A 16,308-nucleotide genomic window follows, 5' to 3' on the forward strand; every position below is an offset into this window, starting at 1 on the left:
CCGGTGCGGCAGGCTGCGTTTTTCAGATCAGGATGAGAGCTTGTTCAGGATGCTCTCCGCGGCCTGGATCATGGCGCGCGACGTCCGGGCCGTGGTCATTTCATCCGGTGCCAGACCCCGGTCCATGTTTCTACGGATGTCCATGTCCATGTTCAGAAGGTCTTCCCGGATGGGCTTTAGGCCCGCACCCGATGGATCGTTCTCCAGTATGTCCAGGACCGAGACAAAAGCTTCATTCATTGGTGCCTCGCAGTCTGTAAATGGTTACAACCCCGTCTTTGCGGAGCCTTAGTTCCTTGTCATCGATGCTTTCCAGGGTGTGCCCCGTGGGCAGCAATCCGCCTTCGAAAACCCGTTCACCCGTGTGTACGGAGATAAAGCGCATGGGTGAGAGGGTCACGCCCGTCACCTGAAGCCCCTCGATGCTCGCTTCGGAAGGTTCTGCCGCCATGGGGCTCGGGGCAGCCATGGGCATGGCCGATGTCGTGTTCGCGGGAGTTGCAGCCCTGGTCAGCGTGACCTGCGTCGCGGCAACAATTCTGAAAGGCACCGGAACGCCGAGGGCTTGTTGCGTCTCGGACATGACCGACTCAAGCACGCTGCGTTGGGCTTCGGAAAAAGTCCCTGAGAAGAGGACCATCCCGGGGCGGTAGTCGGCCGAGACGAAGTCCATGCCCGTGCGGGCCAGCAGGGGGCGCAGGACTCCATCCACTGCGTCGGCATGGATGATGTCCCGCACCAGCAGGGGACGCATGTTGGCCGGGAAATCCTCCAGCGCCGCGGCGAAGGCGGCTTCCTCCACCTGACTGCTGCGCATGTAGCCGCGCACCTGGTAGCCGTTGCTTTCCTCGGTCTTCAAGATCTCCGGGAACAGTCCTTGGCTGTTGAAGGCGAAGGCGATGGCCCCGATCCGGTCCGCACGCACGTGGACATCGAGTTGAACAGGTGATTGCAGACTTTGGGCCAGCCTGAGCAAACGGGCCCGTTCGTGGTCGTCCGCCACTTCCCCGCGTACCTCCAGGATCTCTCCGTCGCGTTGGACCGAGAGGCTTGTGAACCCGCTTTCTTTCAGAATTTCAGTGAGTTCTTGCTGGCTGACGCCGGTCGGCCGGGTTGAAAATTCGTAGGATACGGCCAGGGAGCCAAGGCAGAGCAGGACCACAAGGGCGCGTATGATCTTGCCTGCGGTCCGGCTTCGGGGTCGGGGCGGCGTCGCTTCGGAGTCAACGGAGTCGGCGTTTGCCAATTCTGTTGGCGCCTGATCCGTTCCGGCTTCGACGACCGGTGTGTCGGTTGCCAAAGGGGGCGTTGCCTGCCTGTCGGTGCTGTCTGCGGGTTTCGCGAGGCGGGCGATGAGTTCCTGCCATGCTTCAGCCGTGTCTTCGGCCGGCAGCCAGGCCAGCATGGTCGAGCCCAGCAGGCACGGTGAACCGGGGCTCCAGGGAGTGCCGTCGGCAGCGGCCGGGCTCTGGTCGATCAGTACTGTGTCGTCCACGGGCCGGATGTCGGCCTGCGGCGAGTCGTCCTGGACGGGGATGATCCGCACCAGGGCGTGTCGCGGCGACACCAATCCCTCACTCAGGATGATGTCGCAGGAATCGTCACTGCCGACCAGGTGTTCCCCGGGCGGCAGGATGATTTCCGCGCCCATGTGGGGGCCGGAAAAGATTCGCAGGCGGATGGAGCCGGCCGGGGTCATGGCTGGGAGCCTCCCGCCTGCCTGGCTGCGGGTCTGAACGGCGCCGCGAGTGCCTCGTCGGTCGGGGCGGCGTGCGCACAACCGCTACGCTTGGGCGGTGCCGGGCGCTCTGAATAGTCCGCCTGGGTCGGGCTCTGGCGCATGGCCGGATCATCCACCCGTGGGGGGATGGCGGGCATGTCCTGCAGATTGATGACCCTCGGGGTTATGAGGATGAGCCGTTCCATGCGTTTGCTGCTTTTCGACGTGGTCTTGAACAGATTTCCTACGCCCGGGATGTCCTTGAGGATGGGGATGCCGCTTTCGGCGCTGCCCTTCTGCTCGTAGTAGTAGCCGCCGATGAGCAGGCTCTGTCCGGCCCCGACGATGGCCTGGGTGTTGATTTTGGTCTGCTTGATGGGGGGGATGGTCGTGGTAGACGTGGCTTCGCTGTTGTTGTTCTGATCGTCCTGGACGTTCACGGCCAGCTTGATGGTGCGCCGTCCGTCCTGCTCCGTGATGATATGCGGGGTGACGCGCAGCACCGTGCCCGCCTCGACCTTGAACAGGTCCGACGCTTCGTTGCCCTGAATGGGGATGTAGTAGGTGGTGGTGTTCTCCAGGGTGGCCTGCACGTTGTCCACGGTGAGGACGGACGGGCGGCCGAGCATGCGTGCCTCGCCCTCTTCTTCCAGGGCCTGGATGCGGGCCAGGAAGTAGTCGGAGCCCATGGTGTAGATGGTGGACAGGGTCAGCCCCGCGCCGGACGGAGAGCCGGGTACGGGCAGGGCGGAAAATGCGCCGTCGCTTGACGACAGCTCGCCGCCGAATCCCCAGCCTTTGCTGGAACCGTCCGCGGCCTGGTAGGTGATGCCAAGGTCGCGCTTGAAGTCCGTATCGATGTCCACGATGGCCGCGTGGATCTCGACGAGTTCCACGGGTTTGTCCAGGTCTTCGATGACCTTGGCGTAGTAGGGCATGCGGTATTCGGCGTCATGGACCAGAACGGCGTTGACCCTGGGGTCGGCCATGATGTTGGCGCCTGGGCCGGTCGCCTCGGGCTGCGCGGCCTGCTCCGGCTGTTCTGACTCCCGGCCCTGGGCGGCCAGCCCTGTGCCCGAGAGTGTGTCCAGCGTTGCTTTTTGCTGGGTCACACGCGTGGCCGAGACGGGCGTTCCGTTCAGCATGGCCCGCAAGATGCTCGCGATGCCGGGTATGGTCACGGTCTTGTCCATGCTGTTCACGGTGATGTCTTCGGCCCAGGCGTACTTGAGCGGGAAGACGCGCATTACAACGGTCCCGGTCTGGGCCTCTTCGAAGGCCGTCACGGCGCTCATGACCTGGTTGATGTATTCCGGGGGACCGGAAACGACGATCATGTTCCCGTCCGGTGCCAGGACAGGGTGAAGCTGCGGTGAGAATACGGCCGATTGCTGGAGCATGGAATAGAGTTTTTCGGCCGTCAGCGCCCTGGGGGTGATGAAGGCGCGGGTCATCTCCGCGTCATTGAAGAAATGGAGGGTGCTGCCGATGCGATACCAGGACACGCCAAAGGCGGCGCGCATGCCCTGCAAAAATTTGTCCGCGGGCACGTCGGAGAAACGGCCGCTGATCTTGCCGGTCACCCCGGCGGACAGGGAAGCCCCAAGTCCTTGCGCGCGGGCGAAGTGCATGAGCACCGTGGCGAGTTCCTGCTGGTCCGCGTAGTAACTGAAGGGTTTGGAGAAACCGCTCCCGGACGCCACGGGGACCGGGGCGACCGAGAGTCCGGCGAGCGTCGGCGCGGTCGTCGGCTGCTTTTTCACTGCCGGGGCCGTGTACATGTCCACGACCACCCGGTCGGGGCCTGTCAGGGTGAAGATGCGGTGGCGGCCCATGGCCATGAGGTCAATGGAGACCTCCACCCCTGAGTCCGGGGTGGAGGTGGCCTGGATTGACGAGACGATGCCGTCGCCGACGGCGCGCTCGGGCTTGACGTCTTTGGCCATGCCGATACCGCGCAGGGTGATCCGAAGCCGCCGTGTTCCGGCTTTTTCTTCCAGGGCCTGCGTGAAGTCCGCCGGTGCGCTGACATCCAGAACCACTCGCGTGTGTCCGGGTTCGGAACGGTGGCGGATGCCGTTGAGCATGGGCGAGCCGAGGGCGGCCGGGACCGGGGCCGCCGTCAGGACGGCCAGGGCGAGGACCAGGAGGACTGCCGCGCGGCGCAGGAAGCGTGAAGGCGGATGAATGACCATGCCCATCAACGTCCCGGAGACCAGGAGCCGCCGAATCCGGACAGGCTGAAGGGAGACGGCGCGGCGGCCTGTCCGGGTTTTGCTCCGGTCTGGCCCTGCCACCACGCGAGGTCGTTCAGGAAAGCCCGGGCCTCGTCGGAGGCTACTCGGGCCAGCATGTCCTGCGGAAGCCCGTCGAGCCTGACGGCGCGATGCAGTTGCAGGCGCCCGGTGTCGATGGAGAGAATGGATTTTCGCTTCCGGGAGGCGGCCACCGCGCGCTGCGCGCAGGTCTTCAGTAGCGCATCGGCCTCGGCTTCCGTGTCCGGCAGGGTGGCCAGGGTGGAGCGGAAGATGCCGGTGCGCCCGTCGGGCGAGAAAAAATCCATCTCGAGGTCTCCTTCCAGGCGGAAGCGGAACACGCCGTCGTCGTTCGGCCGGGCCGGTTGCCAGCCTGCAGCCGAGGTGATGGCGTCGGCGGCCTGTTGGGGCAAGGTCATGTGAACTCCTTGTAGAACGTGAAACTCTTGGGCCAAGGCCCTTATTTTGTCAAACAAGTTTGCCCGTGCACCGTGTTTCTAAAATCGGCCCGGAATTGTCGGGCACCGCGTCCTCCCCGGCGCGCCGGGATGGGTCCCGGTCGCGCCAGCGGGCGTCTACCCGAGGATTTTGGTCCTGGTCTGGTTGGTGTTCTGCTGGATGGAGTCCATGGTCGAGAGCATCTTTCCGATCAGTTCCCTGAGGCTGTCCTCCATACTCTTGAGGGCGTCGGTCTGGGCCCTGGCCCGTTCGATGGTGGCGTCCATGAGCTTGATGTCGGAGTCGTAAAAGCTGCCAACTGCCTGGCTGATGCTGCCCACCATGCCGGTCACGCCACCTGCACCGGCGTTGAAACTCTGCACCCGCGTATTGAGCAGCATGTCAGCGTGCCCTTTGGCCGCTGTATCCGTAATTTTGGCATTCGCGGAAACACCGCTGGACATCATTTTGAAGGCCATGGCTCCCTGTGCGATGCTCAGCGCTCCCGAAACGATGCCCATGCAGAGCTGGAAGACGGCCTTGCTGCGCATCTCCTGAGCCTGATCCTTGATCGTGTCGATGATGAGCTCCGTCTGCAAGGCTCGCTGCTCGGCGCTTTTGCGGCGTTGTTCGGAGGCCACGTCGCCGATCAAGGCCAGGTAGTTGGCGCTAAAAGACGGCAGCCCGTCCAGCCCGTTGTCCCACAGCTTGCCGGTGCCAATGGGGGGAGGCAGGGTTGGCAGGGACGTGCTGACCGTGCTCAGGGCCTGTTCAAAGGTTTTTCCGGAATTGACCGCAGCCAGCAGGGCCTGGTCGATTTGGGTGCTGGAAACATATTCCGACTTGGCCGTTTCCAGGAGCTGGTTGTATTGTGCGGCATCGAATCCGCTGATCTGATTGACATTCGTGATTGTCATGTTTCTACCTCGTGGCCTGTTTGAAACGGGTTGGCGTGGGGGCTCCGGCAGGCCGGGCCCGTCCGGCTAGGCCATGGCCGGAGTGGTCGTCAAAATTGCGGCCTGCGTCTCGGCGCATCCCTTTATGATTTCCGTGACCTTGGCCATGAGATCGTTGGCGCGCTCCATCTCGTTTTCCACCAACGCCCTGTCCATTTCAATGGACTCTCTGAGTCGTTCGAGAATGGCTTCCAGTTCCTTGGTGGTGATCTTGGTCTGGGCCACGTTGTAATCAACGACCGCACTGGCGACGGTCGTTGCGCCTTGGGCCACGCCCAGGCCAGCCGAGGTGAAGTTCAGGATTTTCTGAGCGGCCAGGATAACGCTGAGGGCCTTCTGGGTGGCCTGGGTACTGACCTGGGCGGTCTGGGCGCCGACCTTGGCGACCTCGGCACCGACCTTGACGGCATCGGTACCGACCTTGGCGGCGCTGGAGGACGTGCCGGCCAGGCCCGCTCCGAGACTCACACCGATGGCCACCACCATGATGGCCATCTGCATGCCGAAGGCGAACCACTTGGCGGCCTCGTCGTCCATGCCCATGGCCTTGCCGAGCTTCTCGAACCCGGCCATCAAGCTGACCTTGCCATCCGTGGCCGTAGACACGAGAGTGTCGACGGTCATGGCCATGCCAATGCAACCGGCCGCGATCAGCAGTGGGTTGCCGGTCAAGGCTCCGGCGACGATGGTCGCCGCGGAGGCAATGGCGCCGACGATCATGCCGATGATCTTGAAGGCTTTCAGAAAGCCGTTCAGCACAGCCTTCTTCTTCATTTCCTCAAGCTGTTTGGCGAGTTGTTCCAGCTGCTTGTCGTTGACTTCTTTTTGCTGCTGGGCCTTGAGTTCCAGGCTGTTGACGCCGTCCTTGCACGCCTGTCTGCGGGCTTCGTTGCCGATGGCGTTCATCAGTGAGTCCAGCGACATGCTGCCCACCGGGATGGACAGCACCGGGAGGCCGAGCTGCTCCAGCGCATTGTTCAGGGTCATGTCGCCGATAGCCGGAGGAAGGGTCGTTCCTCCGACCTGCCGGGTTCCGGTCAACTCCTGCAAGGCGGTGGACGCGTCTATGTTTCCGGTCTGAAAACGGTTGATGGTGAGGTCGCTGCTCATGGCTGCACCCTACGCCTTGTTTTCCAGCATCTTGAGAAGCTCTTTGGCCTTGTCTCTGCATTGGGCATGGGCCGCATTCGACTCTTCGCCCATTGTGAGCAGCCCTTTCAAGGCTCCCACGGCATTCTCCTTGTCCCCCATCTTGATGTAGCAGTTGGCCGCATAGAGGAAGGGAGAAGGGTCTGAAAGCCCGCTGGCCACCCCGGCCATGGAGTATGCGTCCACGGCTTCCTGCAGGTTTCCGTTGGCCTGACGGCAGCCCGCCAGGCCCATCCAGAAGCGGACCTCCGAATGTTTGTACAGGCACAGGGACTGAAAGATGATCGCCGCGTTCCCTGCCTGGGCAGACCCCGAGTGGAAGGCATCTTTGAGCGTGAGCGAAGAATACAACGACAACGTAAAGGAGGAGCGCCACGGCGAAGAAGATTTCGTGACCTCCGTCCGTCCCGGCTTGAGCTACAGGCACGAGGGCGCGCGCACGCTGCTGGAAACGACCTACAGGGGAACGTGGAATCATTACGCGTCCGGGAGCCGGGATCAGGAATTCAACCACGATGCCATGCTGCATGGCCTGCTGGATGCCTGGGATGGCTTTCTCTTCCTGGACCTGCGCGACACATACCGGATGGTCAACCAGGACCGGACCCGCGGCGAAACCGTGGAAGAGGACTCGACCGTCGATCAGCTGCAGCAGAACATCTTCACTTTTTCTCCCTACATCACCCCGCGTTTCGGGGAACGCGGCCAGGCCAAGGTCGGCTATGCCTACAGCAACATCTGGTACGACGAGGATGACCGGGACTCCAAGAACATCCACCGGGGGTTCGTGGACGGGGAGTACGAGCTCTCCGGACAAACCGTCTTGCTCAGCGGCTACTCCTATACCCAGGAGCTCTGGGAAGACGAGACCCTGGACCGCAATATCCTTTATCTCGGCGGCCGCTATGCCTACGCCGAAAACGGAGTCGTATACCTGAAGGCCGGCCCCCAGCATACCCGCTACCGGGACCGCGACACCAGCTCTTCAAGCCTGTTCTGGGATGCGGGGCTGGATCATGATTTCGGGACGGTGCTCCTGCACCTGAACACGGGAGTCTCCTTCGAGGACGATCCGGACACGGGCGAGACCTATGAGCGCAGGTTCGGCACCCTGCGGCTGACCAAGACCTGGTCCCGGACCACGGCCAGCGTGTACTCCACGTTGGAGGAGTACGAAGACAGGAGCGATGAAGGCGAGGATGGGGAGGAGGTGCGCAGAACGCTGCTCGGGATGAGCCTGTCTCATGAGCTGAGTGAGCGCCTGACCGCCTCCATGGGGCTGATCCACGATTTTCAGGACCGCTCGGATGACGACACGCGGCGCTGGTACGCAAATGTCGGCTTGAACTATGCCTTGAGCGAACGCGTGGGACTCGGCTGCTGGTACAGGTTCAAGGATTCCTCATCGGATGACGAGGAGGAGGAATATCAGGTGAACAGGGTCGGCGTGCAGCTCACAATGACTTTCTAGACAGCGCGGGAGCAGGACAGGGCAATGATGATGGCAGAGGCTGCGGCACGAAGGTCTGTAACGACGAACGGGGATACATGAAAAACGCCTTGACCATAGATGTGGAAGACTATTTTCAAGTCACGGCCTTTGAAGGAGTTGTGAAGCGGCAGGATTGGGTGGTCTATCCGTCCCGGGTCGAGAACAACACCCGGCGGGTGCTGGATTTGCTCGATGAATTCTCCCTGTCTGGCACATTCTTCATCCTTGGCTGGGTGGCGGAGCACTATCCGGGCGTCGTGCAGGCTATTGCAAACGGCGGTCACGAAGTGGCCTGCCACGGCTATGGCCATGAACTCATCTACAATCTGGAACCTCACGTTTTTAGGGCCGATGTGCGCAGGTGCAAGGCCCTGCTCGAAGACCTGACCGGCGTTCCTGTCCTGGGTTACCGAGCCCCAAGCTATTCCATCACCAATAACTCCATGTGGGCTCTGGACATCCTCATCGAGGAAGGCTTTGTCTATGATTCGAGCATCTTTCCCATTGTCCATGACAATTACGGCATCCCGGGCTCCCACCGATTTCCGTACGACATCGTTCGCCCCGGCGGCACCATCCGTGAATTTCCCCTGACCACTCTGGCGGTGAACTTCGCGGGCCGCAGGATTGTCCTGCCCATAGCCGGAGGCGGCTATCTGCGCCTTCTCCCCGCAGGGGTCGTGCTGTGGGGGATGCGCAGCGTCAACACTGCGGAAAAGCAGCCTGTGGTTCTCTATTTCCATCCCTGGGAACTGGACCCCGACCAGCCGCGGATCAAGGCCCGTCTAAGGTCCCGCTTCCGGCATTATCTCAACCTCGACACGACGGAAGAAAAGGTCCGCAGCCTCCTTGGCGAGCTGCGCTTCGACACCATGGCCCGGGTGCTGGGACTGGACGGGGGAAACGGCGATGAGAGCAGGAGCGCGACCCGCCTGGAGGTTCCCCTGCCATGAGCGTACGCACGGAAACCTTTCAGGGCGCGGCAGCGGACTGGGATCGCTTTGTTGAATCGATGCCCTGTGCGGCAGGGTATTACAATCATGTATGGCGGGATATTCTGGAGCGCAGCTTCGGGCATGAAACCCATTTTCTGGCTGCCAGGACAAACGGCACCATAAGTGGTGTTTTGCCGCTGGTGCACATGCGCGGCGTCTTTGGCAATTTTTTGGTTTCACTGCCCTTTGTAACCTATGGCGGACTGCTCTGCCGGGATCAGGCGTCAAGCCAGGCCCTGCTGGAAGCCGCCGGGGAATTGCGTTCCCGGCTCAAAGCGCGTCACGTGGAACTCAGGCACACCCAGACCGTGAATCCGGACCTGCCCGCCAGAAGGCACAAGGTGGCCATGGTGCTCGCCCTGGCCGAAAGCGAAGAGGCGATGTGGACGGGTTTCAATACCAAGGTCCGCAATCAGATCCGCAAGGCGCAAAAAGCCGGCCTGGAGACGGTCTGGGGCGAGGCAGAACTGCTGGACGATTTTTACACCGTGTTCGTGCGCAACATGAGGGATCTGGGCACTCCGGTGTATGCGCGCTCGTTTTTTGCCAACATCCTGGCCGGTCTGCCCGGCGTGACCCGGATCGTATTGATCAGAAGGCAGGGCGAGCCCATCGCCGCCGGGCTGCTCTATTGGCACGGGGAGACTCTGGAGATTCCCTGGGCCTCGTCCATCCGGGACTACAACTCCCTTTGCCCCAACAATCTCATGTACTGGGAGGCCATCCGCCATGGCCTGCGCCTGGGGCTGCGCCGGTTTGACCTCGGGCGGTCCTCCCTTTGCTCCGGGACGTTCAAATTCAAGGAACAATGGGGGGCCAGGCCCGAAATACTGCAATGGCACTACCTCTTGTCCTCGGGCGCGAAGCTGCCGAACCTGAGCAACAGCAATCCCCGGTTTTCTCTGGCCATCAGCCTGTGGCGGCGTCTGCCCCTGTCCATGACCCGCACCCTCGGACCCCTGATCGTACGGGACATTCCATGAGCGGCCCGTATTTGCGCATGCTGCCGCCGAGCGCCTCGCCGCTGCGTCCCGCCGATATCGCGGCCGGAATCAGGGCGTGGATGTCCGGCCAGGGGGCGCAGTCCCTGCGGTGTGAAGTGAAACGGAAGTTCGGAGTGCGGCATGTGTTTTTTGCGACCTCCGGCCGGGCCGGACTCTCGGCTTCGCTGCGGGCCATGCGCACGCTTTGCCCGCAGCGGGACGAGGTGCTGCTGCCGGCATTCACTTCCTTTTCCGTGCCCTCGGCCGTGGTCAATGCCGGGCTCAAGGTCGGTCTTTACGATGTCAGCTCCCGGACCCTGGCCCCGGATATGGTCAGCCTGGAAAAGGCCCTGAACAGCAAGACGTTGTGCGTCGTGGCCTGTCATCTTTTCGGATATCCGCTGGTTCTTGAGCCGCTGCGCGAACTGTGCCGTGTTCACGGCGCGTTCCTCCTGGACGACGCCGCGCAGGCCATGGGCGCGCGGGCCGGGACGGAACTGGCCGGGACCATGGGCGATGCGGGGCTTTTCAGCCTGAGCCGGGGCAAGAACATCACCGCCGTGGACGGGGGGATCGTCCTGACCGACCGCGAGGACCTGGCGGAAGCTTTTGGAGCGATGCCCGCGCTTTTCGCGGCGAGCGGCAGAATTCGGACCGCCCGGAACCTGGCGCTGGCGCTGGCGCTCATGGTCATGCTCCATCCCCGGGCCTACTGGCTGCCGGCCTCCCTGCCGTTTCTGGGGATCGGACGCTCGGTTTTTGATCCGGATTTTCGCCTTGAGTCTTTGGACGAGCTGCGGGCAGGCATAGGCCGCAGCGCCCTGGACCGGCTGGACGACCTGAATGCGGCCCGTCGAAGGACTGCCGCGACCCTGCACGCAGGGCTGCAGGGGGTGCCTGGAATGCGCGTCGTGCAGCCGGCCGCCGGGACAGTGCCGGTGTATCTGCGCCTGCCGCTTCTGCCGCTTTCAGGCGTCTGGCCGGGGGGCGTCGCGCCTCAGGCGCAGGCGCTCGGCGTAGTTCGTTCCTATCCCCTGGCCCTGCACCGCATTCCGGGACTGGCGCCGTTTCTGACGTCGGTCGGCGATTATCCCGGAGCCTCGCTGCTGGCCGCAAATCTTCTGACCCTGCCCACCCACGGCCATGTGCACGGTGACGACATCAGGGCCATTGTGCGGGTCTTCCAGGATCTGCCTGTAAAGAGATGCGCAAGCGTCAAGGAGGTCGCGGCATGAACGCGCTGTTCTGGATCTCCCTGCTGACTCTTGCGTACGCCTTTGCCGGGTATCCGCTGCTTGTCGCCATCCTTGGCCGCAAGCGCAGGTTCGTGCCGCCCGGTGAGCTTCCAAGCATCAGCGTGCTGCTCTCAGTCTACAACGAAGAGCGCGTCATTACGGCCAAGATCCGCAATTTTCTGGAACTCGACTATCCGCAGGACCGCATTGAGCTTCTGGTGGTCTCGGATGGCAGCGATGACGCCACCGAGACCCTGGTCGCGCAGTGCGCCTCCCCGCAGGTCCGTCTGCTGCGGCAGCCTTCGCGCGGGGGTAAGACCCGGGCCATCAACAGAGCTGCGGGGGAGGCTGCCGGGGATATTCTGGTTTTCACCGACGCCAATTCCATGTTCCGACCGGACAGTATGCGCAAACTGGCGGCGCCGTTTGCATCCGAAGATGTCGGTTTGGTCGGCGGGCGCAGCGTGTATGCGGACAAGGACGGGCGCGAGACTCCGGGCGGTCTGTACCGCCGCTACGAGGAATGGATCAAGAGCGGCGAGAGCGGGCTTTTTTCCATCGTCGGCGCCGACGGGGCGATCTACGCCTTGCGCAAGGAACTTTTCGAACCCCTGCGCCCTGAATACATCAATGACTTCCTGCATCCCATCCAGGTTGTCCTGCGCGGCAAGCGCGCCATAAGCGAGCCATCGGCCGTGGTGGTCGAGGTGGGGGAAAACAGCGGCGGGGCGGAACTCAGGCGGCAGACGCGCATCATGGCGCAGTCCTGGCTGCTTTGCCTGCGTTTCAGCGGCGCTCTTGTGCAGGCAGGTCGCCTCGGTTTTCTGTGGCAGCTCGTCTCGCACAAGATGCTGCGCTGGCTGACCCTGCCGCTGCTGGCTGTGCTGGGCGCGAGCGCCATCGCGGGGGCGGGGAGCGGGGTTTTTCAGTCCATCGTCCTCTTCGGACTGGCAGCTCTGGCCGTGTCGGCCTGGGCGGGATTTCGGGGGCGGGGAGGCATTTCGCACGCGGCGTGGATGTTTCTCATCCTTCATTGGGCCGCGCTGCTGGGGCTTTTCCGGCTCGCACAGGGCGAGAGGTTCGTGACCTGGAATCCGAGGGGGAACTGACATGGCTGAATCCGTCACGGTCCAGGCGCCTGTTTCCTCGCGCATAGAATCCATCGACATGGTGCGGGGCATCGCCATCATGCTCATGGTCGTGGGGCACAGCTACGACTATCTCTCCTATGAAGCGGCCGCGGTCATGGGCAAGGCCTCGCCGCTCCCGCTGGCCATGCTGAACGTCAACGTGACCACGGTCTTTGTTTTTTTCAATCGCTGGTTCACGCACAGCGGGGCGCCCATTTTTCTGTTTCTGGCCGGTGTCGGTGCCTATCTGTGGGCCCACAAGGGCGGAGTCCAGAGATCACTGGGCGGCTTCCTGATCCCCAGGGGATTGCTGTTGATCGCGCTGCAGTTGGTAAGGACCGTCATGCAGCTCTTCACGTCGGAGTATCCGGCATCTCTCGATGTGCTGTGGAGCATCGGGATGTCCATGATCCTGCTGTCATTTTTTTCCAAGCTGCCTCGAAATATGCTTCTTCTCATGAGCGTTGCGATTCTGGCCGGACACGGACTGCCTGCGCTCTATGGCTTTCCGGGTGAAGGCCATGTGATTTGGCGGATCTTCATGACCGCCGATACATTTGGATTCGTTGGCGGCACATCAATATTCAATCGTTTTCCTGTCATACCATGGTTTGGAATGATGCTTTTGGGGTATGCCACAGGACATTTGTTTCTCTTGCCCCTCAAGAAGAGAATGAGTGTTTTCCTTTTTCTGGGCTTGTCTCTCATTTTTGTGTGGCTGGTGCTTCGCGGTGCAAATGTCTACGGGTACCAGCCTTTGTGGCAGGAATATCCTGAAACATGGAAGACGGTGGCATCTTTTGTAAATATTTCTAAATACCCGCCTTCCGTGTATTTTTCACTTGTGGCACTGGGGACGATTTTTATTTTTTTCTTTTTGATCGATTATTTTTCCTTGCGGTGTCAGTTTTTAATAAGCATTGGGTCGACATCTCTTTTTATATATATAGTTCATCTTCCACTATGTAAAATTATTGCTGTTGGATTGTCAAAAATTTTAAATAAAATGTATTGGCCAATAGCAAAAAATGTCTATTTTAGCTTGCCAATGAGTTATTTTATAGCTCTTATTGCATTAATATGTATTTATCCAATAAGCAGATATTATTTAAACATTAAAATAAAATATAAGAGATTTAAAATTTTTAGTTATTTATAGTTAAATGTTATTTTTTTAAGTTATTCTTTTACAATTTTTAAGAGGCTGTATGCACGCAATAGTAATTTTTATCATAGTTTTTGTGGTCATGGCTCGAATGCCTGAGCTATTCACCTTTCTTGTTCCTTTGCATCTAGGGAAAATTGCTTTTGCAGCAGGCTTCATTTCATTATTTTTCTTGCCGAAAGGACTTTTGGGGAAGCTCAGGGCCAGCGTTCCGTTTGCACACTATCTGTTTTTGCTGTTCATCATGGCAATGGTGAGCGTTCCGTTCAGCGTCTGGGGCACCGGGGCTTTGAACAGTTTGCTTTCTTTCACTCGGATCCTGTTTTTTACGTGCTGTCTGGTACTGCTTTCAGCCGCCGGCCATTTGAATCAATACAGGGCAGCGCTCATTTACGGCATCTCCTTGCTGGCCGGTGTAATGATCATGAGCAAGGGCGCCGGCAGGATTACCGCCGGCTTCACGTACGATCCGAACGACATCGCGCTCCTGTTTGTCACGTTCATGCCCGTTGTTCTGGCCGAGGCCATGAATGGGAACATGGTTCGGCGCGGTTTTTATCTGGGGCTGGGCGCCATGGTCCTGCTCGGACTTGTCCTGACCGGCTCGCGTGGGGCGATCGTCGCGATTGGCGTCCAGGCCCTGTATTTCGTCCTGACCGCCAAAAAGTTCAGACTCCTGGCTTTGACCCTTGTCTGTGCGGCCGGTCTCGTTGTCGTGGCGACTGCCGAGCAGTCGTTGTGGGATCGGTTTGCGAGTCTCACTGCGGAGGGCGAAGCCGCCGATTACAATCTTGAGGGCAGGTCCGGTCGCGTACAAATTTGGAAGAACGGTCTGGAGATCGTGGCCGACAATCCGGTGCTTGGCGTGGGCATCGGAATGTTCGGGACAGCGCACTTTCTGCTTGATGGCAAGATCGGGCTCACGGCGCACAATACCTACCTTCAGTTTGCCGCTGAACTGGGGCTCCCCGGATTCATTCTGTATCTCGCCATGCTTTGCAGCGCCTGGCAGCTCATCACGCGACATGTCGAGGAGGATGAGCGCACCGGCACCCGAGCACGCTGGATTGCCTTGAAGGTCGGGATTGTCGGCTTCGGGACAGCGAGTTTCTTCATTTCCGCGGGGTATTCCTCGACGCTGTACTATCTGCTTGGTTTGGCTGCGGTCATGCATTTTCATCATGTCCAGTCAAACGACGCGCCTGTTCCGCAAAAAATCCGCTCCAGCGCTCCGCTCGGATATCCTCCGCTGAGCGCGCTGCAGGTGCGGCAGCAAAAGGTGCGCCTGTGAGAATGATGCGTTATCTCATACGCAACTCGACGTTGCGCCTGGTGTCCTTTGGGGTGGGGATAGTCTTTGCCCTGTTTGTGACGCCGGTCATAATAAATGCCATAGGCCAGGCCGCCTACGGTGTCTGGGCGCTGATCAGCGCCACGGTGGCCAACTATCTCCTGCTTGATTTCGGACTTTCCCAGGCGGTTTCCAAATTCGTGGCAGCGGCCATTGCCCGTGAAGATCAGAAGGAAATAAATCGCATTTGTTCCACTGGGATCGCGCTGAACGTCATATCGTGCCTTTTGTCATGCATTATTACAATTATACTGCTTTATTTAGGCAAGGACCATATCCCGCAGAGCGCTGATTTTGCCCAAGCGCAGACATATTTTGCCATCTATGCTGGTACATTTTCCCTGCTTTTCCTTTTTCGAACATGGAATGGGGTGCTGGCGGGCGAGATGCGCTGGACCCTGCTGGCCTTCATTTCCATGGTCAAGAACGTGATCGTGAGTCTGTCGGTCCTGATCTGGATATCCGGGGACAACGGCCTGATGTTTCTGTCCGTGGTCAATGGGGCGGGTTTTCTTCTGGAAGGCGTAGCCTATTGGCTTTTTGCCCGGCGCGGCTTTTCGGTCAGCATCCGCTTCAAATATGTCGATTGGCGGCTGGGGGGAGAGCTTTTCCGGTTCGGGTTGACCTCCCTGGTGGCTCAGGTGGGCCAGGCCATGCGCTTCAGGTCGCAGCCATACATCATCGTCAAGGCCATCGGCGCGGAAGGAGTTGCGGTTTTTTCCATCGCAACCCAACTGATTTCCTATTTTACCAATCTGATTCGTAGCGCGTTCGGTATATTCATTCCCCATTTCAGCCGCCTTCAGGCTCAACACGATCACGATGGGATTCGGCAATCCATGCTGAGCGCGTTATGGCTCAGTTATCGGGTTTCGGCCTATGTCGGGCTTTGTCTTGTTTTCTACGGCGGAGAGTTTGTCGAGCTGTGGCTTGGTCCCGAGTTTCGGGACGTGCAGCTTGTTCTTGTGCCCATGGCGATCGGGACAATATTCTCTACAAGTATAATACCTGCGCAAGAATTTCTCATGGGTATTTCTCAACATAGAATAACTGCGATTTGCAATATCGGAGAGGGTATTTGCGTAGTTTTCGCTTCAATGATCTCAATGATGTACTTTGGAATTGTTGGGGTTGGGTGGTCATTTTTTTTCTGTTCTTTTATTTTTAGAGCATGCCTTCTTCCGTATTATGCGTTTCGGCAGGCAGATGCGCCTCTGTCGAGTTATATACAGTTGCTCGGATGCGTCGCGCTGACGCATGTCTTGCCTCAATGGATTTTCTGGATTTCGGTCAAGAATTACATGGGGCCGGGATATCTTTCCTTGTTTGCGATGTCGGTCATGCAGGGACTGGTAATCATTTTGGTGCAATACGGGCTCTTCCGTCTGGATCGCAGGTTGGTCGGGTTCGCGGACGCGGTGCGGACATGACGTGCATCC

At 59.9% G+C, this 16,308-nt stretch carries 15 protein-coding genes; 8 read left to right on the forward strand and 7 right to left on the reverse strand.

The window, feature by feature from the left end; translation table 11 throughout:
* Positions 1-27: 27 nt before the first annotated feature.
* The 7 genes from H4684_RS04065 to H4684_RS04095 form a co-directional block, all read right to left on the reverse strand.
* Complete coding sequence (locus H4684_RS04065; protein WP_092188769.1) at positions 28-240, reverse strand: hypothetical protein; 213 nt, start codon at positions 238-240, stop codon at positions 28-30.
* Complete coding sequence (gene sctD, locus H4684_RS04070; RefSeq protein ID WP_192622909.1) at positions 233-1,699, reverse strand: type III secretion system inner membrane ring subunit SctD; 1,467 nt, start codon at positions 1,697-1,699, stop codon at positions 233-235. The genes H4684_RS04065 and sctD overlap by 8 nt, the downstream gene beginning before the upstream one ends.
* Positions 1,696-3,921 (reverse strand): type III secretion system outer membrane ring subunit SctC, encoded by a 2,226-nt coding sequence (gene sctC / locus H4684_RS04075; RefSeq protein ID WP_225940230.1) that lies wholly within the window; start codon positions 3,919-3,921, stop codon positions 1,696-1,698. Before sctC ends, sctD begins: the two co-directional genes overlap by 4 nt.
* Positions 3,921-4,394 (reverse strand): CesT family type III secretion system chaperone, encoded by a 474-nt coding sequence (locus H4684_RS04080; protein WP_092188765.1) that lies wholly within the window; start codon positions 4,392-4,394, stop codon positions 3,921-3,923. The genes sctC and H4684_RS04080 overlap by 1 nt, the downstream gene beginning before the upstream one ends.
* 156 nt (positions 4,395-4,550) lie before the next feature.
* On the reverse strand, positions 4,551-5,330 hold the full coding sequence (sctB, locus tag H4684_RS04085) for a type III secretion system translocon subunit SctB (RefSeq protein ID WP_092188763.1): 780 nt from the start codon (positions 5,328-5,330) through the stop codon (positions 4,551-4,553).
* A 66-nt stretch (positions 5,331-5,396) separates the two neighbouring features.
* Complete coding sequence (gene sctE / locus H4684_RS04090; RefSeq protein ID WP_225940231.1) at positions 5,397-6,479, reverse strand: type III secretion system translocon subunit SctE; 1,083 nt, start codon at positions 6,477-6,479, stop codon at positions 5,397-5,399.
* A 9-nt stretch (positions 6,480-6,488) separates the two neighbouring features.
* The gene (locus H4684_RS04095) at positions 6,489-6,875 is read right to left on the reverse strand and encodes a hypothetical protein (RefSeq protein WP_192622972.1); all 387 of its coding nucleotides are present in this window, start codon (positions 6,873-6,875) and stop codon (positions 6,489-6,491) included.
* On the opposite strand from H4684_RS04095, the gene H4684_RS04100 reads away from it, so the two are divergent.
* The 8 genes from H4684_RS04100 to H4684_RS04135 all read left to right on the forward strand — a co-directional run bounded on the left by H4684_RS04100 (position 6,853) and on the right by H4684_RS04135 (position 16,299).
* Positions 6,853-7,989 (forward strand): TIGR03016 family PEP-CTERM system-associated outer membrane protein, encoded by a 1,137-nt coding sequence (locus H4684_RS04100; protein WP_318779611.1) that lies wholly within the window; start codon positions 6,853-6,855, stop codon positions 7,987-7,989. The two genes, H4684_RS04095 and H4684_RS04100, sit on opposite strands and share 23 nt — an antisense overlap.
* Positions 7,990-8,066: 77 nt before the next feature.
* Positions 8,067-8,963, forward strand: coding sequence for an XrtA system polysaccharide deacetylase (locus H4684_RS04105; RefSeq protein WP_092188644.1), 897 nt, complete (start codon positions 8,067-8,069; stop codon positions 8,961-8,963).
* A complete protein-coding gene (locus H4684_RS04110) occupies positions 8,960-9,988 on the forward strand; it encodes a FemAB family XrtA/PEP-CTERM system-associated protein (protein ID WP_092188642.1) in 1,029 nt (342 codons plus the stop codon). The genes H4684_RS04105 and H4684_RS04110 overlap by 4 nt, the downstream gene beginning before the upstream one ends.
* Positions 9,985-11,223: a DegT/DnrJ/EryC1/StrS family aminotransferase gene (locus tag H4684_RS04115; RefSeq protein WP_192622911.1), complete on the forward strand. Its 1,239-nt coding sequence runs from the start codon at positions 9,985-9,987 to the stop codon at positions 11,221-11,223. Before H4684_RS04110 ends, H4684_RS04115 begins: the two co-directional genes overlap by 4 nt.
* Positions 11,220-12,332 (forward strand): glycosyltransferase family 2 protein, encoded by a 1,113-nt coding sequence (locus H4684_RS04120; RefSeq protein ID WP_092188638.1) that lies wholly within the window; start codon positions 11,220-11,222, stop codon positions 12,330-12,332. The genes H4684_RS04115 and H4684_RS04120 overlap by 4 nt, the downstream gene beginning before the upstream one ends.
* A 1-nt stretch (position 12,333) precedes the next feature.
* On the forward strand, positions 12,334-13,512 hold the full coding sequence (locus tag H4684_RS04125; RefSeq protein ID WP_192622912.1) for a DUF1624 domain-containing protein: 1,179 nt from the start codon (positions 12,334-12,336) through the stop codon (positions 13,510-13,512).
* 370 nt (positions 13,513-13,882) lie between these two features.
* Positions 13,883-14,809 (forward strand): O-antigen ligase family protein, encoded by a 927-nt coding sequence (locus H4684_RS04130; RefSeq protein ID WP_192622913.1) that lies wholly within the window; start codon positions 13,883-13,885, stop codon positions 14,807-14,809.
* A 2-nt stretch (positions 14,810-14,811) separates the two neighbouring features.
* Complete coding sequence (locus tag H4684_RS04135) at positions 14,812-16,299, forward strand: lipopolysaccharide biosynthesis protein (RefSeq protein ID WP_192622914.1); 1,488 nt, start codon at positions 14,812-14,814, stop codon at positions 16,297-16,299.
* The last annotated feature ends 9 nt before the right edge of the window (positions 16,300-16,308 follow it).

Origin of the sequence: Desulfomicrobium macestii (genome assembly GCF_014873765.1) — a bacterium.
GTDB classification, from domain to species: Bacteria; Desulfobacterota; Desulfovibrionia; order Desulfovibrionales; family Desulfomicrobiaceae; genus Desulfomicrobium; species Desulfomicrobium macestii.